The organism is Thioalkalivibrio sp. ALRh, from assembly GCF_000381425.1.
In the GTDB taxonomy this organism is placed as follows: domain Bacteria; phylum Pseudomonadota; class Gammaproteobacteria; order Ectothiorhodospirales; family Ectothiorhodospiraceae; genus Thioalkalivibrio.
The window spans coordinates 1275459-1295706 of record NZ_KB906519.1 but is presented as its reverse complement, the minus strand read 5'-3'; the positions used below and the strand labels follow the sequence as shown (position 1 = coordinate 1295706).

Below are 20248 nucleotides of genomic sequence, written 5' to 3'. Positions count from 1 at the left end.
AATGGATGCCGTACTTTATCTGACCCATCGAATCCCGTGGCCGCCCAACAAGGGCGACAAGATTCGCTCGTACCATATCCTGCGCGATCTGACGCGGCGCTACCGGGTCTACCTCGGTACCTTTATCGACGACCCGGCCGACGCGGCCTACGTCAAAGAGCTGGAGCGCTGCTGCGCGGGCGTCTGCGTGCGCCCGCTCTCGCCGGGACGCGCAAAATGGCGCGCCCTGCGCGGCCTGCTGACACAGGAGCCGCTGACCCTCCCCTGGTATCGCGATTCGGAACTGCAGCGCTGGGTCGACCGGGTACTGGAGCAGCAGGAGATCTCGCGCGCGCTGGTGTTCTCCTCGGCCATGGCGCAATACCTCCCGCCCCGGGCCCGCCTGACGCGGGTGGTGGACTTCGTCGATGTCGACTCCGACAAGTGGACCCAGTACGCCGCCAGCAAGCCCTGGCCGATGAGCGCGATCTACCGCCGCGAAGGACGCCAGCTGTTGCGCTATGAACGACAGGTCGCGGCGCGCAGCGAGGCCAGCCTGTTCGTATCACCGGACGAGGCCGCGGCATTTCGGGCCCTGGCGCCGGAGAGTGCCGAGCGGGTGCATGCACTGAACAACGGCGTCGATGCGGCGTACTTCGACCCGCAGCACCTCCCGAAGAAAGGCCCCTATCCGGACCGGGTCCAGCCGATCGTGTTCAGCGGGGCCATGGACTACTGGCCGAACGTGGAGGCGGTGGTCTGGTTCGCGGAATCCGTCCTGCCACACATTCGCCAGGTTCACCCGGATGTGCGCTTCTATATTGTCGGCAGCCGGCCCGCGCCGGAGGTCCGCGAACTGGAGCGCCAGCCGGGCGTCGAGGTCGTGGGACCAGTGGAAGACATGCGCCCCTGGGTCGGCGGTGCCGCGGTTTCGGTGGCGCCCCTGCGGATCGCGCGCGGAGTCCAGAACAAGGTGCTCGAGGCCATGGCGCTGGCGCGACCGGTCGTGGCCTCCCCGCAGGCGCTCGAGGGGATCACCGCCGTGCGCAACGACGAGGTGATCGAGGCCGCGACCAACCCCGAGGTGTTTGCCCGCGCGGTCCTGCAGTGTCTGGAACAGCCCGATCCCGGGATGGCCGCCCGCGCCCGCCGACGCATCACTACGGACTACGACTGGGGCCGCAACCTCGCGTGCCTGCACGACTATCTCGAGAGCGGGCTGGCGCACGAGGGCGAGGCGATCGTCTCCCGGGGGGATGCATGAGCACGCCGGCCAACGTGATGTCCCAGCCGCTGGTGCAACGGTGGTGGGCGCCCGTACTGGCACTGGCCGCCCTGATTGCGACCACGCTGGTTGTGTTCGCGCCCACATTCGTCTCGATGGTGGATACCTGGGCGCGTTCGGATACCTTCGCGCATGGATTCCTGGTCGTACCGATCGTCCTGTTTCTGGTCTATCTCAAGCGTGACGAGCTGGCGGCTGTATCGCCGCGCCCCTATCCCCTGGCGCTGGTCCCGATCGTGCTGCTGGGGCTCGCCTGGGTCATGGGCGAGCTGGTGGATGTCATCTCGGTGCGCCAGTTCGCCGCAACCCTGATGATCCCCTTCCTGGTGTGGCTGGTCATGGGCACCACAGTCGTGCGCGTCCTGCAGTTCCCGCTGGCCTACCTGCTGTTCGCCGTCCCGCTGGGCGAATTCCTGGTACCTCCGCTGATGGATTTCACCGCGGAGTTCACCGTCGCGGCGGTTCAGCTGTCCGGGATACCGATCTACCGCGACGGCCTGCACTTCGAACTGCCGACCGGACGCTGGTCGGTGATCGAGGCCTGCAGCGGTGTGCGCTATCTGATTGCGTCGGTCGCGCTGGGGACGCTGTACGCCTATCTGATGTACCGCAGCCTCTGGCGGCGGCTGGCCTTTGTCGGTGTCGCGATCATCGTGCCGATCATCGCCAATGGCCTGCGCGCCTACATGATCGTGATGATCGGACACCTGAGCGACATGGAGTATGCCGCGGGCGTCGACCACCTGATCTACGGGTGGGTCTTCTTCGGTGTCGTGATCTTTCTGATGTTCTGGATCGGCGCCTTCTGGCGCGAGGATGGGGCAGCCGGGGAGCCCGCCCGCCGAGTCCCGGCACGAGCCCAGCAAACCGGGGCCATGGGCTTTGCTCATATGGCCGTGATCGCCGCGCTGGTGGTCACACTGGGTCCCGTCTATGCCCACTGGATGGACACCCGGGATCTCGGCCCGATACAGGGCCTGGGCACCGGACCGATCGTTCCTTCCGGCTGGACCGCCGTGCCCGCTCGGGAGCGGCCCGGCTGGCAGCCCGGCTACCAGTTCATGCGTGCGGAGCGCGGGGGCTGGGTCGTAAACGATTCACAGGTGGAGGTCGGCATGCACGTAGGCTTCTACCGCGAACAGGCGCGCCACGGAAACATGCTCGGCTGGCACAACACGCTGGCGGGCCGGGAGCGGGCCGAGTGGAGCCAGGCCCGGCGCGGCCAGGCGGAGGTCGCGGGCTATCCCGATCCGCAGCGGGTCCTGCTGCGCGGGCGCCAGCAGCAGATGGTGGCCTGGCAGTGGTACTGGGCGAACGGGCATCTCACCACCCGGCCCTTCGAGGTCAAGGCCCGCGAGGCCATTAGCCGACTGCTGGGCGGGCGCGACGACGCCGCGCTGATCGTAATCTACGCCGAATACCACGACGAACCGCAGCAGGCCGAGGATGCGATACGCGCCTATGTGGAGGCCGCGATGCCGCAGGTGCTGGAACGGCTGCAGGACGTGAACCAGCGATGAGCGCCCTGGCATCCAAGGGGAGTGCCGCCGACCCGCGCCCATGCGTGGCCCATGTCATCCATCGCCTGGATGTCGGCGGCATGGAGAACGGACTGGTCAACCTGCTCAACCACATGCCCGCCGAGCGCTACCGGCACGCGATCATCTGCATGACCGACTACACGCGGTTCAGCGAGCGCCTGCAGCGGGAGGACATCAGCCTGCATGCCCTGCACAAGCGCGAGGGCAAGGACCTGGGCGTACACCGGCGCCTGTGGCGGCTGCTGCGCGAACTGCGCCCCGCGATCGTCCACACCCGCAATCTGGCAACACTGGAGGGGCAGGTCACCGCCGCCCTGGCCGGCGTGCGCGCCCGGGTACATGGCGAGCACGGCTGGGATATCGCCGACCTCGATGGCTCCCGCGACAAGCATCGATACATGCGACGGTTGGTGCGCCCCCTGGTCGGCCGGTACATCGCCCTGTCGCGCCATCAGATGGACTACCTGCAGCAACGGGTTGGTGTCGGAACCGAGCGGCTGACGCACATCTGTAACGGGGTGGATACCGGGCGCTTCCACCCCTGCGAGGGCACCCGCACAGGCCCCTGGCCCCCGGGCTTTGCCGGCCCGGAGGACATCGTGATCGGGAGTGTGATGCGGATGCAGGCGGTGAAGGCCCCGCTGGACCTGGTGGAGGCGTTCATTGCCTTGCGCGAACACGCGCCGGTGTCCTTCGAGCGTCTTCGCCTGGTGATCGTGGGTGACGGCCCGCTGAGGGAACAGGCCCGCCAGCGCCTGGAGGCCGCCGGAGTCGCGCAACAGGCATGGCTTCCGGGGGCCCGCGAGGACATCCCGCAGTGCCTGCGGGCGATGGACCTCTTTGCTCTCCCCTCGCTGGCCGAGGGGATCTGCAACACCATCCTCGAGGCCATGGCCTCCGGGCTTCCGGTGATCGCGACCGACGTTGGCGGCAATCCTGACCTGGTGACCCCCGGAAACACGGGGGCCCTGGTCCCCGCAGGGGCGCCCGCTGCCCTCGCCGAGGCCATCCGCAATGCACTCGCCAGTCCGGATACCCGCAAGCGCATGGGACAGGCGGCCCGCATTCGCGCCGAGGCCGCATTCAGCATGGACGCCATGGTGGCCGGCTACCTCGGGGTCTACGACAGCCTGCTGGACAGGGCCAACGCCCGAACCCCCTCGGTTCGGGCGGGGCGCCGTCGGCGACAACACGAAACAATGGGACGCTGACATGTGCGGTATCGCCGGTATTTTCGATCTGAACGGACGGCGCCCGATCGATCGCGCCTGCCTGGAAGGCATGAACGCCACTCAGTTCCACCGGGGCCCGGACGAAGGCGGAATCCACCTGGAGCCGGGGGTCGGGCTGGCGCATCGACGCCTGTCCATCATCGATCTCAAAGGTGGCCAGCAGCCGCTGTTCAACGAGGACGGCAGCGTCGTCGTCACCTACAACGGCGAGATCTACAACTTCCCGGAGCTGACCCACGAACTCCAGCGGGCGGGCCATCGCTTTCGTACCCACTGCGATACGGAGGTCATCGTGCACGCCTGGGAGGAATGGGGCGAGGACTGCGTCCAGCGCTTTCGCGGGATGTTCGCCTTCGCCCTCTGGGACCGCCACACCCAGACCCTGTTTCTGGCCCGCGATCGCCTGGGCATCAAGCCGCTTTACTACAGCACGCTGCCGGATGGCCAGCTGATCTTTGGCTCCGAACTCAAGGTCCTGCTGGCCCATCCCGGGCAGACACGCGAGCTCGATCCCTGTGCGGTAGAGGAATACTTCGCCTATGGCTATGTGCCCGAGCCGCGCAGCATTCTGGCCGGCGTCCACAAGCTGCCGCCGGGACATACGCTGACCGTACGGCGCAACCAGCGCTCCGCCGCCAGCCCGCGCGCGTACTGGGATGTCCCCTTTGCGGCAGCCGCCCCCATCGGCATGTCGGCCGCGGCGGAGGAGTTGACCGAACGCCTGCGCGAGGCCGTGCGCATCCGCATGGTCGCCGACGTACCGCTGGGGGCGTTCCTGTCGGGGGGCGTGGATTCCAGCGCAGTGGTGGCGATGATGGCCGGGCTCTCCAACGAGCCCGTGCGCACCTGCTCCATCGGCTTTGCCGATCCCGCATATGACGAGTCGCGCTATGCCCGGGAGGTTGCCGAGCGTTACGCGACAGAGCATCACAACCGCGAGGTCGACCCCGATGACTTTGCGCTGCTGGAACGCCTGGGCGATCTCTACGATGAACCCTTTGCCGACAGCTCGGCCCTGCCGACCTACCGCGTCTGCGAGCAGGCCCGCCGACAGGTCGTGGTCGCGCTGTCCGGTGACGGGGGCGACGAAAACCTGGCGGGCTATCGCCGGTATCGGCACCACCTGGCCGAGGAACGCCTGCGCAACCCGCTGCCCCTGGGCCTGCGGCGCGTGCTGTTTGGCAGCCTGGCCCAGGTCTACCCCAAGGCGGACTGGGCCCCGCGCCCGCTGCGCGCCCGTGCCACCTTCCAGGCACTGGCGCGGGATGCGGTCGAGGGATACTTCCAGGGTGTGTCGGTGCTGCGCGACGAGCAGCGCAGCACCCTGTTCTCATCCGCATTCCGCCGCGAGTTGCAGGGCTACGGGGCGGTCGAGGTGCTGCGCGCCCATGCCGGGCGGGCCCCGACCGATGACCCGCTCTCGCTGGTGCAGTACCTGGACCTCAAGACCTACCTCCCGGGCGACATCCTGACCAAGGTCGACCGCGCCAGCATGGCGCACTCGCTGGAGGTCCGCGTGCCGCTACTGGATCACCCGCTGGTGGAGTGGGCCTCCACGCTCGCACCGGAACTGAAGCTGCGCGACGGCGAAGGCAAGGCGGTCCTGAAAAAGGCGATGGAACCCTACCTGCCCCACTCGATTCTCTATCGGCGCAAACGGGGCTTCGCCGTACCCCTGGCCAACTGGTTCCGGGGGCCATTGCGCGAGGCGATGCACGAACGGGTGCTGGGCGAGCAGATGCGTGATTCCGGTCTGTTCGACGAACGCACCCTCAGGCGTCTGGTCGACGAGCACGGCCGGGGCGCGCGCGATCACAGCGCGGCATTGTGGTCGCTGATGATGTTCCAGACCTTTCTGGACAAGGTGCAACCGACCAGCCCGCGCAGCGGCTGCGTCCTGCCTGGAGCCTAGCCATGTATGGACGCCACCCGGTTGCCGATGCCTCGCGTGCCACTCGTGCCATCCTCAGCAACCTACTGGCCCAGGGAGCTCCGAGGCTCTACGTACGCCTGACCCACGAGACCGGCCGTGGCCGTGGCGCGGAGACGGCGGAATCCGTGGCGCAGTACTTCACCACCTGTTTCTTCGACTACTTCGATCAGCTGGGGGTCCCGCCCGAGGCGATCGAGGACGCCCTTCGCGACAAGCACCTGCTGGAGTACGGGCCCGGCGACGTGCCCGGCGTGGCGCTGCTAATGCTGGCCCATGGCGCGGCCCGGGTAACCTGCGTTGACCGCTTTGCGCTGTCGCAGCGCAGCCCCTTTCAGCTGGAGGTCCTGCAGTGCCTGCTGGACGGCCTGGGCCCCGAGGCCCACGAACGGGCGGCCGCGTGCTTCGAGCGCCCCGGCGATCCGGCCTCGGGGTTTCGCAGCGAGCGGCTGGAATACCGCGTGACCCGGGATGGGCTGTCGGGCCTGAACGCCGAGGTCGACCTGATCTATTCGCGCGCGGTGCTGGAACACGTCAATGACCTGGAAGCGACCTTTCGCGACATGGCGACGGCCCTGAAACCAGGGGCGCTGGCGGTCCATCAGGTGGACCTCAAGAGCCATGGCCTGCACCGCGAAAACCCGCTCGACTTTCTCACCTGGCCGGTGGGCCTGTGGCACTGGATGTATGCCGGCAAGGGTGTCCCGAACCGCTGGCGTCTGGACCGCTACCGGCAGGCAATCAAGCGTGCAGGACTCGTGGTTCGGCATCTCGAGTCCACGGCCGAGGCACTGGACGAGGATGTGGCTGCAGTGGCCCCTTATCTGGCCGAACCATTTCGCGGGCTCGACAAGGCCACGCTGCGCTGCCTGGGATTCTGGCTCGTGGTGACCCGCCCGGCGCCCGACGACGAAACGAGGGCTGCGGCATGAAGATCCTCCACGTCCTCGACCATTCCATCCCGCTGCACAGCGGGTACACCTTCCGCACTGCGGCCATCCTGCGCGAGCAGCGCCGCAGGGGCTGGCAGACCTGTCATCTGACCAGCCCCAAGCATACCGGCGCGAACGCGGACGAGGAGACGATCGACGGCCTGCATTTCTACCGCACGGCCTACAACCCGAGCGCGATCCCGGGGATCGAGCAATGGGGGTTGATGCAAGCACTGACCCAGCGGCTGACCCGCGTCGCCTGCCAGGTCGCGCCCGACATCATCCATGCGCACTCGCCCGCGCTGAATGCCCTGCCGGCCCTGCGTGCCGGTCGCCGGCTGGGCATCCCGGTGGTCTACGAGGTGCGGGCATTCTGGGAGGACGCCGCGGTCGACCATGGCACCGCCCGCGAATATGGCCTGCGCTACCGCCTGACGCGGGAGCTGGAGACCTATGCCCTTAAGCGCGTGGGACATGTCACCACCATCTGCGAGGGACTGCGCCGCGACATCATCGCGCGCGGCATCCCGGCCGAGCGGGTCACCGTGATCCCCAATGCGGTGGACGCGGATGACTTCCACCTGGGCGGCCAGCCCGATCCCGCCCTGAAGGCCGAACTGGGTCTGGGTGACGCCCGTGTGCTCGGCTTTCTCGGGTCTTTTTATGCCTACGAGGGACTGGATACCCTGCTCGAGGCCTTTCCGCTTATCCAGGCCCGGGCGCCCGACGTGCGCATCCTGCTGGTCGGGGGCGGCCCGCAAGCCGAGCGCCTGAAGGCCCAGGCCGAACGCCTCGGCATCCAGGACCGCGTCATCTTCACCGGGCGCGTCCCGCATCACCAGGTGCAGCGCTACTACGACCTGGTCGACCTGCTCGTGTATCCACGCCATTCGATGCGCCTGACCGACCTGGTCACGCCGCTGAAACCACTGGAGGCAATGGCCCAGGGGCGCCTGCTGGTGGCATCGGACGTGGGCGGGCACCGGGAGCTGATCCGGGATGGCGAGACCGGCTGGCTGTTCCCGGCCGACAACCCCGAGGCCCTGGCCACCCGGGTGCTGGAGACGCTCGAGCACCCCGAACACTGGCCACGGGTGCGGGAGAACGGACGGCGTTTCGTGGAACAGGAGCGCACCTGGGCGGCGAGTGTCGCACGCTACCAGTCGGTCTACGACGGGCTGCGGGCCCGGCCGGAGGTGCTGCGTGCCGGATGACGGGCGCCCACGTCTGGTGGTCTTCACGCGCGTGTACCCGAACGCGGCGCAACCCAATCTGGGACTGTTCGTGCGCGAGCGCATGCGCCGTGTCGCCGAACATCTCGACCTGGTCGTCGTGGCCCCGGCGCCCTGGTTCCCGTTCCAGAACTGGCTGGGGCGCCTGCGTCCGCACGCCCGACCACCGCTGCCGGCCTTCGAGAGACAGGGTTCGATTCGCGTCTACCACCCCCGTTTCCTGTGTATCCCGGGCCTGTTCAAGTGGACCGACGGCTTCTTTCAGGCGCTCGGCAGTCTGCGCCTGATGCGTCGGCTGCAGCGCGAGTTCGGCTTCGACGTGATCGATGCCCATTTCATCTATCCCGACGGGGTCGCCGCGCGCTGGCTGTCACGCTGGTTGAACCGCCCCTGCACCATCACCCTGCGCGGCAGCCTGAACCGTTTCCGCGACCGGCCGCTGCACCGGACGCAGATTCGCCGGGCGCTGGAGGATGCGGCGCGGGTGTTCTCGGTGGCCGGCGCGCTGCGCGACGAGGCGCTGGACTGGGGCATCGAGCCCGACCATGTGCAGGTCGTGGGGAACGGGGCCGATCTCGACCGCTTCAAGCCGGAGGACCGGGCCGAGGCCCGGCAGCGCCTGGGCCTGCCCGCCGAGGGGCGGTTCCTGATCTCCGTCGGGGGGCTGTCCGAGCGCAAGGGCTTCCACCGCGTGATCGCGACCCTGCCGGAACTACTGCAACAGCACCCGGATCTGCACCTGGTGATTGCCGGAGGCGGCACCCCCGAGGGCAACAACGAGGCCGAGCTGCGCCAGCAGGTCCAGTCACTGGGGCTGCAGGACCGGGTGTGGTTCCTCGGGCCCGTCCCACCCGACGAGCTGCGGTTTGTGTACTCCGCGGGGGACTTGTTCGTGCTGGCCACGCGCTTTGAAGGCTGGGCGAATGTCTTCCTGGAGGCCTCGGCCTGCGGGCTGCCCATCGTCACCACGGATGTGGGGGGCAACGCCGAGGTCGTCGCCTCGGAGCAGGTGGGGCTGATCGTCCCCTATGGGGACCATGACGCACTGCGCGCGACGATCCACGAGGCCCTGGGTCGCGAATGGGACCGCGCGGCGATCCTGGCCCATGCACGGGCGAATGACTGGCGGGTGCGGATCCCCGAACTGGTCGCGGCCTTCGAGACGATCGCCGGGCCCGTCGGACATCGCCTGCCACGGCGCGCCTGAAGATGGGGCTGTACACCTCGCTGGTCGCGCATGGCGCGTTTCCCGTGCACGAGCGGTTGAAAGGGCACTCGACGGTGCGCCTGCGCAAGGCGCTGGAGGCGACCCAGTGGTGGGCACCCGAGGCACTGGAGAACCTGCAGCTGACCCGCCTGCAGCTCCTGCTCGAACGCGTGGCCCAACAGATACCGTTCTACCGCCAGTGGTTCGCCGACCAGGGCTGGTCACCCCGCGCACTGACGAGCCTTGCGGATCTTGAACGCCTGCCGATCATCGACAAGGCCGTGCTGCGCCAGGCAGGCCATGAGTGGCGAGCGGACGGGGCACAACACCTGGTCGCGCAACGTACCAGCGGTTCGACCGGCGAACCGCTGGCCTTCTGGCTGGGGCGCGAGCGCATTGCGATGGACATCGCCGCCAAGTGGCGCGCGACCCGCTGGTGGGGCGTCGACATTGGCGATCGCGAGCTGGTCCTGTGGGGCGCACCGAACGAGACCGACGTACAGAATCGCCTGCGGTCCTGGCGCGACCGCGTGCTGCGGTCGCGCCTGGTCCCGGCCCGCGACCTCGACCGGGCACGGGTCGATGCCATCATTGACCAGACTCGCGAGTTCCGCCCGCGCATGATCTTCGGCTACCCCTCCGTACTGGCACGGGTCTGCGCACACGCGCGGGAACAGGGCCGGCGCCTGGATGATCTGGGTATTCGGGTGGCCTTTACCACGTCGGAGGTCCTGCGCCCGGAGTGGCGGGCGATCATCACCGACGTACTGGGCTGTGGGGTCGCGAACGAGTATGGCGGCCGGGATGCCGGCCTGATCGCACGCGAGTGCCCGCATGGCGGGCTGCACCTGACGGCCGAGGCGCTGATCGTCGAGATCCTGGACGATGCCGGGCGACCGCTTCCGGCCGGCGAGACCGGGCAGATCGTGGTCACCAACCTGATGGGCCCGGAGTATCCCTTCATCCGCTACCGCACCGGTGATCGTGGCGCGCTGGACCCGGCGCCCTGCCCCTGCGGGCGCGGCCTGCCGCTGCTGCGGGAGATCGAGGGGCGGGCCAACGACGGCCTGATCGCGCTCGATGGCCGCTGGGTGCACGGCAGTCATTTCAACTACTGCCTGCGCGAGATCGCGGGCCTGCGCTCGTACAAGATCATCCAGCACGCGCCGGACCGGGTCGAGCTGTTGCTGGTCCTCGACGAGCCCCTGGCCGAGACCGTGGAGCAGCGCCTGCGGCGTGCCTTCACACAGGCCCTGGGGGAATCCTTGACGGTGGAAATCCGCCAGGTCGAGGCGATCGCCCCGGAAGCCGGCGGCAAGCACCGGCACGTGGTCTGCCGGGTTCAGTAACCGCCCGCCTGGGCGCGCGCTTCGGCTGGCATCTCGCTCGGCGGGGCGTGCAGCCAGAGATCCAGCATCATCAGCACCCACACCATGTCGCCGTAATAGGCCGCGTGTCCGTCGCGGTGCAGCGCTATCAGTTCGTCGATGAACTGCGGCCGCAGAAAGCCCTGCCCCTTGAGCCGCAGCAGGCTGTCATAGGCCAGTTCGCGCAGCGGCGCGTGGTCGTGCATCCACACCCCGAAGGGCAGGCCAAAGCCATGTTTCTTCTTGTCGATGATGGCGTCGGGCAGAAAGCCCTGCATCGCCTCCTTGTAGAAGTGGCGCAGCCGCTGCCCGCGCAGTTTCTGGTCGGACGGGATGCCCAGGGAGAACTCCACCACGTCGTCGTCCAGCATCGGAAAGACGACATCCACGCCGGCCAGCTCGCACATGCGGGTCACCTTGCGCAGATCGTTGTCGGCCAGGGTCTGCTGCCAGTCCAGGTACATCATGCGATTGAGCGGCGAGGCGTGTGCCGGCTGGTCGTGGATCTCGCGCATCAGATCCCACGGGGCCTGGGTATCCACCGCCGAGAGAAAGTCCGGCTCGAACATCGCCGTGGGCGAGAGGTGATACAGGTAGTTGTAGGTCTGCAGCCGATCGGGCAGCGGGATGCGCGCCTGCTCCACGTAGCGGCGCGCCTTGCTCAACCAGCCGGCCCCCTGCGGGATGCGGGTCGCCAGGGGTTCCAGCATGCCCTGGCGCAAGGGGCGTGGCAGGCGCTGCCAGTGCTCGAACAGGCCCTGCTTGGCATAGCGTGCGTTGCCGGCAAACAGCTCGTCGCCACCATCGCCGGCCAGCATCCGTGTCACGCCCGCCTGTGCCGCCATGCGTGCACAGAAATAGGCAGGCAGCGCCGAGGAGTTGCCAAAGGGCTCGTCGTAACTGCCGGCAATCAGGGGGACAGCGGCGACGACATCGTCCGGCGTCACGTAGTACTCGTTCGCCTGGGTCGCAAAGTGCCGGGCCGCGATGCGGGCGTACTCCATCTCGTCGTAACCCGGGGCATCGAAACCGATGCTGAAGGTCGGCGGCGGCTCGGGGGTCGTCTCGGCCAGGAGCCCGGCCACGGTCGAGCTGTCCAGCCCACCGCTGAGAAAGGCCCCCGGCTTCGGCGTCTCCCGCTGCTGCTTGACGGCATTGCGCAGCTGATCCCGCAGGGCCGTCCCCATCTCGGCGGCATCGCCCATGCGCGCCTCGCGGAAATGCGGGAGCCAGTAGGGCTTCACGCGGATTGTGTCCGCCTGACCGTCCAGGTAATGCGCGGCGCGCAGCTTCTCGACGCCCGCGAACACACTGACCGGTGCGGGCAGCATGTGAAAGAAGAGATAGTGATAAAGCCCCGAGGGGGTCGGATCGCGGCTCAGACCGGGATAGCGAACTACACTGCCGGCCGTTGTCCCGAAGGCCACCCCGCCCGGCACCGCCGCCCAGTGCAGCGAGGCCTGCCCCATGCGGTCCACGCCCGCGAGCAGGCGCGGCCGCTGCGGGTCCAGGATCGCCACCACGAAATCCCCCGCCACCTGGCTGAACAGGGCATCGCCGAAACGCCGGTAGGCGTCGAGCAAGGCATGGGCGGGCGACTGCTCCAGCGCCAGGCGCTGCAGGCCGCGCTCCCGCCACCGGGGGTGGCCGGCGATGGCCGCGATCAGCCCATCCGGGGCCTGGGCCACCCAGCCGCCCTGGACCAGACACCCGCCCCGGGGGCCATCGCAGCGCGCGCTGGACTCACGCGGGACCGAAGGGAGCCCCGCCTCCTGCAGGCCGAGGATATCGCCCGCCGCCCCCCTGGGCGCTCCAAACCATCCACATAGTCCCGCCATTGGCCTTCCTGTCGCCTGAAGCGGCGTTCAAGGAAACAGCAGCAAGTGCCCGCCTGTGATGGCTCCCGTGGGCATGCCGATATTCAAGTTTCCGCGTTTACCTTCCAGCAAACCAAAAATGCCGGCAAAAGGTAAAACTCAATGATGGAGGGACTGCCGACCACTTTAAAGTATTGATTATTTGGTACCCGCAAGGTCTCCAGTTGTCGGCCACAAACTTTCACAATAGGGCTTCTGGAAGTATGTGGAATGCGCCACCAGGGAACAGGAGATCTGCATCATGTCGACGCTCGAGCACATCAAGGCCTTGCTTGACAGCGCCCTCGGCCTGAATGGCCGCGCCCAGCACTTTGACCGCTCCACCCCCCTGCTGGGCGGGGTCCCCGAACTGGACTCCATGGCGGTGGTTTCCTTGATCAACGAGATGGAAGAACAGTTCGACATCGTGATCGATGACGATGACGTCAGTGCGGAGACCTTCGAGACCGTCGGCGCCCTGGTCGATTTCGTTGAACACAAGAATGGTGCCTAGATGGACGCCGGTTTCCTGCCGGGCTGCGCCGGACCGATCTTTTATGTCCTGCACCCGGCCGCCCGGGCCCCTGCCCGCGGGCGGGTCCTGTTCGTACCCCCGTTTGCCGAGGAGCTGAACAAGGCCCGGCGCATGGTGGCGCTGCAGGCCCGGCGCATGGCCCGCGAGGGGTACACCGTCCTGCTGCCGGACCTGTACGGCTGCGGCGACAGCGGTGGCGATTTTGGCGATGCGCGCTGGGAGATCTGGCTCGACGACCTCGCGCGCTGCCTGGATCACCTGGAGGCGAAATCCGACGACCAGGGCCCCCTGATCCTCTGGGGACTGCGCGCGGGCGCCCTGCTGATCAGCGAGCTTCTGGCCACACGCGCCCCGTCGGTGGCGGCGACCGTGCTGTGGCAACCGGTCACCAACGGCGAACAGCACCTGACACAATTCCTCCGCCTGCGCATGGCCGCCGCCATGATGGGCGGGGAGAAGGAAAGCACGGGGCAGTTGCGCGGCCGACTGGAGGCGGGAGAAACCATCGAGGTCGCGGGCTATACCCTGGCCCCGGCACTGGCAGAGGCACTGGCAAAGGCCCGCCTGGCACCACCGCCACACGGGCCGGTGTACTGGTTCGAGGTCAGCGACAGCGAGGGCGCTGCTCTATCCCCGGGGAGCACCCGAACGCTGGATGCGTGGCGCGAGCAGGGGGTGGAAGCACACGCCTCCGTTGTCCTCGGCGAACCCTTCTGGAATGCGCCGGACATCCTGGAGGTCCCGGCCCTGCTGGAACACACCATGGATTGCCTGGGACACACCGTATCCCTGGGGCGTGCGGCATGAACGAGCGGGCGGTCGTCTTCCAGCTGGGCGGGGATGAGCTGCTTGGCATCCTCCACCCCGGGGCCGCGGGAGCCACGCGAGGTGTGCTGATCGCCGTGGGTGGCCCGCAGTATCGCGTCGGCAGTCATCGCCAGTTTCTACTGCTGGCGCGCGACCTGGCGGCCCAGGGGATCCCGGTATTCCGTTTCGATTTTCGTGGCATGGGCGACGCGTCCGGCGCCCAGCGCGATTACGAAGAGGTACACGATGACCTGCGCGCGGCGATGGATACCTTCTCGGCCGAGGTACCGGGAATGCGCGAGGTCGTGATCTGGGGTCTGTGCGGTGCGGCCTCCGCCGCTTTGTTCTATGCCTGGCGCGACCCCCGGGTGGCGGGCCTGGTGCTGGCCAACCCGTGGGTCCGCACCGACGAAGGCCTGGCCCGCGCCTACCTGAAGACCTACTACCTCCAGCGGCTTGTTTCGCGCGACTTCTGGTCAGGCGCCCTGAAGGGGCGTTTCAACCCCTGGGCCTCCCTGCGCTCCCTGGGACGAATGGTCGGCACGGTACTGGGCCGTCGTGCCGAGGCTCCCCCGGCTGCGACCGACGAGGGCCGTTTCGATGTCTCGTCGGCACCTCTGCCGAACCGGATGGCCGAGGGCTGGCGCCGTTTTCACGGGCCGATCCTGCTGGTCCTGAGCGGAGAGGACCTGACGGCCGCCGAGTTTCGGGATGTGGCCAGCCATGCACCGGCCTGGGACGGCTTGCTGCGACAGCCTCGCGTGACCCTGCGCGAACTGCCGGACGCGAACCACACCTTTTCCCGCCGCGAATGGCGCGACCAGGTTGCGACATGGACGCATGACTGGCTGCGCCAGGCGCCAGGGCCCAGCCCGGGATGATGCCGCCCATGGAAGCTTCCCTGGCGCACAACGTACTCCCGGCCGAGCCGGAGGGGCTCCCCCGCAAGCCACTGGTGTCGGTGATCATGCCGGCCTTCAACACGGCGGCCTACATTGCCGAATCCGTCGACAGCGTCCTGGATCAGGACTACCCCGGCATCGAGCTTATCGTGGTGGACGACGGCTCGACCGACGGGACGGTCGAGATCCTGCGCGGGTATGGCGATCGTCTGACGCTGCTGACCCAGCAGAACCAGGGGGCGGCCGTAGCCCGCAATACCGGCATCGCGGCTGCCCAGGGCGACTTCATCGCCTTTATCGATTCCGACGATGTCTGGCTGCCCGGCAAGCTGACCGCCCAGGTGCTGTACATGCAGCAGCACCCGGAGATCGGCCTGGTGCACACGGATTTTCTGGCGTGGAAGCCCGATGCCAGCGGACAGTTCGCCCCGCCCCATACCCTGGCCGATCCCCCGGTTCCGGTGACCGAGGTGCCGGAGATTGTCCCGGAGGGTTCGGGCTGGGTGTACAACCAGCTGTTAATGGAATCCCTGCCGCATACGATCACGGTGATGATGCGGCGCGAGCTGGTGGAACAGGTCGGCCCGTTCGACCCGCAGCTCAAGCGCGGCCAGGACTATGACTACTGGATTCGAGCCTCGCGACTGACCGAGTACCGCCAGCTGGACCGGGTCACCGCCCTTTATCGCCTGCACGGGCGTGGCTGCATGACCCGATACCCGGAGGTGAACTACGAGGTCGAAGTGGTCCAGCGGGCGCTGGGTCGCTGGGGTCTGGTGGGGCCCAATGGCGAAAAGACCCCCTGGCCCCGGGTCCGCGAGCGCCTGGGTGATGCCTGTTTCACCTTCGGCTACCACCATTACTGGGAGGGAGACCCACGGATCGCCCGGCGCGCGTTCTTTCAGGCCCTGGTGCGCCGACCGGGACGCATGAAGACCTGGGGGTATCTGGGGGCCAGTACGGTGAAGGCCCTGTTCGCCCGGAGCTAATCTCGGCGGTTTCGATAAACCGCGACACGGCCGATCGGCATCTTTCGCAGCCGCCTGGTGCGGTACTCCCGGTAGGCCACGCGCTCCAGAAATGGGGCCTCGTCCAGCAGCCTTCGCTGGGTCGGGTTCTGGTACACGACCAGCACGTCCCGCTCTCCGTCGGCCTGCAGGGCGCTCTCGAGGTTCGCGAGCACGCGCTCCATGATCGCGGCCTTGAAGGGATTGAACAGGTAGATCAGCAGGTCGCCCGGCGGCAACCCGAACGCGCCGGCGTCGCCACAGACGGTCTCGATCCGGTGCATGCAGCGCTCGGGGTGCCGGTAGATCCGCGCATTCGCAGCGGCGATCGCGTCCAGGCGGGAGTTGTATTCGACCCCGATGATCCGGCGAAACGGATGATGCGATGCGAGCAGCAGCGCCTTTCCCTTGCCCGACCCCAGATCAATGAACGCATAGCGCGCGGGGGCGATGCCCAGGGAGCGGATGATCCTGTGGAACAGACGCGGCGGGGCCCCCTCGTATCCCTCGTGCTCCTGCGGCAGACCCGCGTCGTCCCCGGCCTGGATGCCCGTATTGGTGCCATGCTTGCGGTCGAAGTCCGTCAGCCGGAACAGGACGTTCCGCGGGATGAGGGCCAGGGTGCGCCACCAGCCATGCCGGTGCAGGGAGGAGCGCAACTGAACCAGCGCATCCATCATCTCGCTGCCCTCGCAGTGGCAGGGCCTGAAAGCGCTGGGTTATTCACGCTTCAGCCGCCTGCAGCATCTCGACGAGCACCTTGCGATCGACCTTGCCATTCGCGTTCAGCGGCAGTTCGTCCAGAAGATGGATCTCCCGCGGCACCATTACGGTGGGGAGCCGCTGCCTCAGTCGTTCCCGAATCGCCTCCACGTCCAGGTGTTCGGCGACCACAAAGGCGATGATGCCGGAGGCTCCACTTGCGGTACGCGGCCAGCCGACCGCAACGGCCTGGTCGGTCGCCGCAGCCTCGCGCAGGGCCTGCTCGACTTCTCCCAGCTCGATGCGCACGCCACCGATCTTGATCTGGTGATCGAAGCGCCCGAGGAACTGCAGGGGCTCTCCGGGATACGGGCGCCGCACGAGATCGCCCGTGCGGTAATACAGGGTGCTGTCGTCCCCGAGCCGGATGAATGCGGCCGCGGTGCGCTCCGGGTCCTTCCAGTACCCGGCGCTGACCTGCGGCCCGCTGATCAGGAGCTCGCCCTCGCCCCCTTCCGGCACTTCGTGAAAGTCCTCGTCGACCACGCGAATGCCGACCTGGTTGCCCGGATAGCCGATGGGGGCCATCCCGTGGGTGCACTCGGCAGGCGAACGCGCCGGGTCCCAGCGGTAGAAGCAGGCGTCGACGGTGCACTCGGTGGGTCCGTAGGCATTGTCGATCGTGGCGTTGGGCGCGGCGGCCGCCATGATCCTGGCCAGTTCCGCCGACAGGGCCTCGCCGCCAAAGCGACACAGCCGCAGCTGGGGGAAACGGCCGGGGGCCCAGCCGTTGCGGCGACTCATGCCATGGCCGGCCGACGGCGTGATGTCGATGACGGTCAGGGTCTTGTCGGCGATGTAGCGGTTGGGGTTGAACCACTCGCGGGCGGAGGGGCAGCAAAGGCACGCCCCGTAGGCCCATCCCACGTACAGGTCGAACATCGAGGAGTCGAAGGTAATGTCGTAGAACTGCGAGAAACGATCGTTCTCGCTCAGCCCCAGAGGGTCATAGCGCTCCCGCGACATGGCGACGAACCGGGCCGCATTGCGATGACGCACGGCCACGCCCTTGGGTACACCGGTACTGCCCGAGGTGAAGAACAGACAGGCGAGATCGTCGGGATTGACCCGTGCCGGCGACCACCCCTCGGGGGGCGAGGCCGCGTCCAGGGCATAAAAGGCATGCCCGGGCCAGCGGGACTGAAAGGCATCGCAGTCCTCCCGGGTCGGCAGCCAGATCGCACAGTCGGAATGCTCCGGCCCCAGCCAGCCATCCAGCGACTGCATCCCCGTGGCATCCACGACCAAGGCTCCCAAGCCGGCCAGATCGACCATCCGCCGTGTTCGCTCGGGGGGGAAGGACGGGTTCAGGGGTACCAGCGTGTGCCCGGCCATCAGCACCCCCAGAAGGCCCTGGTACAGGATGCGCGAGCGCTGGGCCAGGACGCCGATCGTCCGCGGCTCGTCGGCGAGCAGGACGGCCTGCAGGCCCGAAGCCAGGCTGGCACTGGCGGCGTAGAGATCCCGGTAGCGGACCTCGCCCCCCTCCACATCCAGCGCCGGGCGGTCCGCGAACTGCCTAGCCGCGCGCAGGAACCCGGCGTGCAAACCGTACTCGTCCATGGCCATCCGACCACTCCTTGAAGTCACAAATGTACGGGATGGAGACCGCGCCTGCTGGCGGCAGTTTTTACTTGAATACTCGCCGAAAGCTGGCTGTCCACCCTCTTCTGGGAGAATCCGGAAACCGGTTAAATCACGCAATCCCGACCGCGGGGGATTTACCTGATATTTCGGATTGGACGGCCGCATGAGTTTTGTAATTAACGGGCCATTCCGCCCCGTCAGGCCTCACTTTCCCGTTTCCACGAGGGTAAAAAAACGCTATACGTCATAGGGGTCCCGATGCTGAAAACCGGTTGATTACATGTTAAGAACCTTGCGCAAGTTGAACGCCCTTTTGCACCCCCGGGATCGGCGCAAGGTCGGGCTGCTGGTGATCCTGATGATCAGCGCGGCATTCATGCAGACCGTAGGGGTCGCCTCGGTGATGCCGTTTCTCGCGGTGCTGTCCGACCCGGACATGGTTCACGGCCACGCGCTGTTAAACGAGGCGTACAACACCCTCGGTTTCGAGTCGACCGGAGAGTTTCTCTACTTTCTGGGGGTAGCGGCGTTTGTGATGTTCATGCTCGGGACGCTCTTGCAGGCGCTGACGCAGTGGTCGATCACCCGCTTCTCGCACATGCAGCAGTACGAGTTGTCACGCCGCCTGATGGCCGACTATCTGCGACGGCCCTATACCTTCTTCCTGCACCGCAATTCGGGCGACCTGGCCAAGACGATCCTGCAGGAGACCACGCACGCGATCAGTGGCGCGGTGATGCCGGCCATGCGCCTGGTCAGCCAGGGTCTGCTGGCGGTCTCGATCATCGCCCTGCTCATCCTGGTCGAGCCGTGGCTCGCGCTCACCGTGGCCCTGGGTCTGGGCAGCGTCTATGCGGCGATCTATGTCGTGGCCCGTATCTGGCTGAACCGGATCGGACAGGACCGGGTGGAGGCCAACCGCGAGCGTTTCACCGCGGCGGCCGAGGCCTTCGCGGGCGCCAAGGAGATCCGCCTGCTGGGGCGCGAACGCGACTACCTGGAGCGCTACCGCCACCCGTCCAGGCGCTATGCCCGGCACCAGGCGAATGCGGTACTCCTGCAGGACACCCCGCAATACGCGATCGAGGCGATCGCCTTTGGTGGCGTACTGCTGCTCGTGCTGTACCTGATGGCCGGCGACGGGGGGCTCGCCCAGGCCCTCCCCCTGCTCGGCCTGTATGCGCTGGCAGGCAAACAACTGATTCCCGCCTTCCAGAAGATCTTCCAGAACGTGGCGGCCCTGCGCTTCAATTTTGCGGCGGTCGACAACATCCTGAAGGATCTGGGCGACCGCGGCGGCGACGTCCTGCCCCCGCGCGGCGAGACCTCTGCTGCACTGGCGCCGCAGCAGGCCATTCGGGTCGAGGGCGTGACCTATCGCTACCCCCAGCATGACCGCGTTGCACTGGATCACCTCTCGCTGGAGATCCCGGCCCGCACGACCATCGGGCTGGTGGGTTCGTCCGGGGCCGGCAAGAGCACGCTGGTGGATGCCCTGCTCGGGCTGCTGGAACCCGACGAGGGAGCGATTCTGGTCGACGGGCAGCCACTCACCGCAGCGAACGTGCGGCAGTGGCAGGCGGCACTCGGCTATGTCCCGCAGCACATCTTCCTGGCCGACCAGAGTGTCGCCGCCAATATCGCCCTGGGCGTACCGGAGGCCGAGATCGATCATGCCGCGGTGGAGCGGGCCGCGCGCCTGGCCAACCTGCACGACTTCGTGATGAACGACCTCCCGCACGGCTACGACACCCTGATCGGGGAACGCGGGACCCGCCTGTCCGGCGGACAGCGTCAGCGCATCGGCATTGCCCGGGCCCTCTACCGCGACCCGGCGGTGCTGTTCTTCGACGAGGCCACCAGCGCCCTGGACAACGCCACCGAACGCGCCGTGATGGACGCCATTCACAACCTGAGCGGCGACAAGACGATCATCCTGGTCGCGCACCGGCTGAGCACCGTCAAACCCTGCGATCAGATCTACGTGCTCGATAGCGGGCGTCTGGTCGACCAGGGCCGCTGGGAGATGCTGGTCGACGGCAGCACGCACTTCCAGCAGCTGGCGGCCGGCCACGCCTGACACCGGA

The 20248-nt window shown here is 67.5% G+C and carries 16 protein-coding genes; 13 read left to right on the top strand and 3 right to left on the bottom strand.

What is annotated here, in order from left to right; all coding sequences use genetic code 11:
* Position 1 precedes the first annotated feature (1 nt).
* The 8 genes from F791_RS0106165 to F791_RS0106130 are packed head-to-tail and all read left to right on the top strand — an operon-like array spanning position 2 to position 10687.
* The gene (locus tag F791_RS0106165) at positions 2–1243 is read left to right on the top strand and encodes a TIGR03087 family PEP-CTERM/XrtA system glycosyltransferase (RefSeq protein WP_019592345.1); all 1242 of its coding nucleotides are present in this window, start codon (positions 2–4) and stop codon (positions 1241–1243) included.
* The gene (gene xrtA, locus F791_RS0106160) at positions 1240–2784 is read left to right on the top strand and encodes an exosortase A (protein WP_019592344.1); all 1545 of its coding nucleotides are present in this window, start codon (positions 1240–1242) and stop codon (positions 2782–2784) included. Before F791_RS0106165 ends, xrtA begins: the two co-directional genes overlap by 4 nt.
* Complete coding sequence (locus F791_RS0106155; RefSeq protein WP_019592343.1) at positions 2781–4016, top strand: TIGR03088 family PEP-CTERM/XrtA system glycosyltransferase; 1236 nt, start codon at positions 2781–2783, stop codon at positions 4014–4016. The genes xrtA and F791_RS0106155 overlap by 4 nt, the downstream gene beginning before the upstream one ends.
* A gap of 1 nt (position 4017) precedes the next feature.
* A complete protein-coding gene (locus tag F791_RS0106150; RefSeq protein WP_019592342.1) occupies positions 4018–5949 on the top strand; it encodes an XrtA/PEP-CTERM system amidotransferase in 1932 nt (643 codons plus the stop codon).
* A gap of 2 nt (positions 5950–5951) precedes the next feature.
* Positions 5952–6899, top strand: coding sequence for a methyltransferase domain-containing protein (locus F791_RS0106145; protein ID WP_019592341.1), 948 nt, complete (start codon positions 5952–5954; stop codon positions 6897–6899).
* Positions 6896–8113, top strand: coding sequence for a TIGR04063 family PEP-CTERM/XrtA system glycosyltransferase (locus F791_RS0106140; protein WP_018175010.1), 1218 nt, complete (start codon positions 6896–6898; stop codon positions 8111–8113). Before F791_RS0106145 ends, F791_RS0106140 begins: the two co-directional genes overlap by 4 nt.
* Complete coding sequence (locus F791_RS0106135) at positions 8103–9338, top strand: glycosyltransferase (protein ID WP_019592340.1); 1236 nt, start codon at positions 8103–8105, stop codon at positions 9336–9338. The genes F791_RS0106140 and F791_RS0106135 overlap by 11 nt, the downstream gene beginning before the upstream one ends.
* Positions 9339–9340: 2 nt before the next feature.
* Positions 9341–10687, top strand: a complete 1347-nt coding sequence (locus F791_RS0106130) for a phenylacetate--CoA ligase family protein (protein ID WP_019592339.1) — start codon at positions 9341–9343, stop codon at positions 10685–10687.
* Here F791_RS0106130 and F791_RS0106125 read toward each other — a convergent pair.
* Positions 10681–12393 (bottom strand): asparagine synthetase B, encoded by a 1713-nt coding sequence (locus tag F791_RS0106125; RefSeq protein WP_018994395.1) that lies wholly within the window; start codon positions 12391–12393, stop codon positions 10681–10683. The two genes, F791_RS0106130 and F791_RS0106125, sit on opposite strands and share 7 nt — an antisense overlap.
* A gap of 430 nt (positions 12394–12823) precedes the next feature.
* Here F791_RS0106125 and F791_RS0106120 point away from each other — a divergent pair, with 430 nt between their 5' ends.
* The 4 genes from F791_RS0106120 to F791_RS0106105 are packed head-to-tail and all read left to right on the top strand — an operon-like array spanning position 12824 to position 15794.
* Positions 12824–13075 carry an acyl carrier protein gene (locus F791_RS0106120; RefSeq protein WP_012983883.1) on the top strand — a complete coding sequence of 84 codons (252 nt, stop codon included), beginning with the start codon at positions 12824–12826 and terminating at the stop codon, positions 13073–13075.
* A complete protein-coding gene (locus tag F791_RS0106115; protein ID WP_019592338.1) occupies positions 13076–13903 on the top strand; it encodes a hydrolase 2, exosortase A system-associated in 828 nt (275 codons plus the stop codon).
* Positions 13900–14784: a hydrolase 1, exosortase A system-associated gene (locus F791_RS0106110; protein WP_019592337.1), complete on the top strand. Its 885-nt coding sequence runs from the start codon at positions 13900–13902 to the stop codon at positions 14782–14784. The genes F791_RS0106115 and F791_RS0106110 overlap by 4 nt, the downstream gene beginning before the upstream one ends.
* A gap of 8 nt (positions 14785–14792) precedes the next feature.
* Positions 14793–15794 (top strand): glycosyltransferase, encoded by a 1002-nt coding sequence (locus F791_RS0106105; RefSeq protein ID WP_019592336.1) that lies wholly within the window; start codon positions 14793–14795, stop codon positions 15792–15794.
* Here F791_RS0106105 and F791_RS0106100 read toward each other — a convergent pair.
* Positions 15791–16492, bottom strand: coding sequence for a class I SAM-dependent methyltransferase (locus F791_RS0106100; RefSeq protein ID WP_018139516.1), 702 nt, complete (start codon positions 16490–16492; stop codon positions 15791–15793). The two genes, F791_RS0106105 and F791_RS0106100, sit on opposite strands and share 4 nt — an antisense overlap.
* 43 nt (positions 16493–16535) lie before the next feature.
* Positions 16536–18143: an amino acid adenylation domain-containing protein gene (locus F791_RS0106095; RefSeq protein ID WP_019592335.1), complete on the bottom strand. Its 1608-nt coding sequence runs from the start codon at positions 18141–18143 to the stop codon at positions 16536–16538.
* 298 nt (positions 18144–18441) lie between these two features.
* On the opposite strand from F791_RS0106095, the gene F791_RS0106090 reads away from it, so the two are divergent.
* A complete protein-coding gene (locus tag F791_RS0106090; protein WP_026333007.1) occupies positions 18442–20241 on the top strand; it encodes an ABC transporter ATP-binding protein in 1800 nt (599 codons plus the stop codon).
* The last annotated feature ends 7 nt before the right edge of the window (positions 20242–20248 follow it).

Coding starts and splice junctions, on each gene's coding strand:
- F791_RS0106165 (WP_019592345.1), top strand. CDS start 2: ATGGATGCCGTACTTTATCTGACCCATCGAATCCCGTGGCCGCCCAAC.
- xrtA (WP_019592344.1), top strand. CDS start 1,240: ATGAGCACGCCGGCCAACGTGATGTCCCAGCCGCTGGTGCAACGGTGG.
- F791_RS0106155 (WP_019592343.1), top strand. CDS start 2,781: ATGAGCGCCCTGGCATCCAAGGGGAGTGCCGCCGACCCGCGCCCATGC.
- F791_RS0106150 (WP_019592342.1), top strand. CDS start 4,018: ATGTGCGGTATCGCCGGTATTTTCGATCTGAACGGACGGCGCCCGATC.
- F791_RS0106145 (WP_019592341.1), top strand. CDS start 5,952: ATGTATGGACGCCACCCGGTTGCCGATGCCTCGCGTGCCACTCGTGCC.
- F791_RS0106140 (WP_018175010.1), top strand. CDS start 6,896: ATGAAGATCCTCCACGTCCTCGACCATTCCATCCCGCTGCACAGCGGG.
- F791_RS0106130 (WP_019592339.1), top strand. CDS start 9,341: ATGGGGCTGTACACCTCGCTGGTCGCGCATGGCGCGTTTCCCGTGCAC.
- F791_RS0106120 (WP_012983883.1), top strand. CDS start 12,824: ATGTCGACGCTCGAGCACATCAAGGCCTTGCTTGACAGCGCCCTCGGC.
- F791_RS0106115 (WP_019592338.1), top strand. CDS start 13,076: ATGGACGCCGGTTTCCTGCCGGGCTGCGCCGGACCGATCTTTTATGTC.
- F791_RS0106110 (WP_019592337.1), top strand. CDS start 13,900: ATGAACGAGCGGGCGGTCGTCTTCCAGCTGGGCGGGGATGAGCTGCTT.
- F791_RS0106105 (WP_019592336.1), top strand. CDS start 14,793: ATGGAAGCTTCCCTGGCGCACAACGTACTCCCGGCCGAGCCGGAGGGG.
- F791_RS0106100 (WP_018139516.1), bottom strand. CDS start 16,492: ATGATGGATGCGCTGGTTCAGTTGCGCTCCTCCCTGCACCGGCATGGC.
- F791_RS0106095 (WP_019592335.1), bottom strand. CDS start 18,143: ATGGCCATGGACGAGTACGGTTTGCACGCCGGGTTCCTGCGCGCGGCT.
- F791_RS0106090 (WP_026333007.1), top strand. CDS start 18,442: ATGTTAAGAACCTTGCGCAAGTTGAACGCCCTTTTGCACCCCCGGGAT.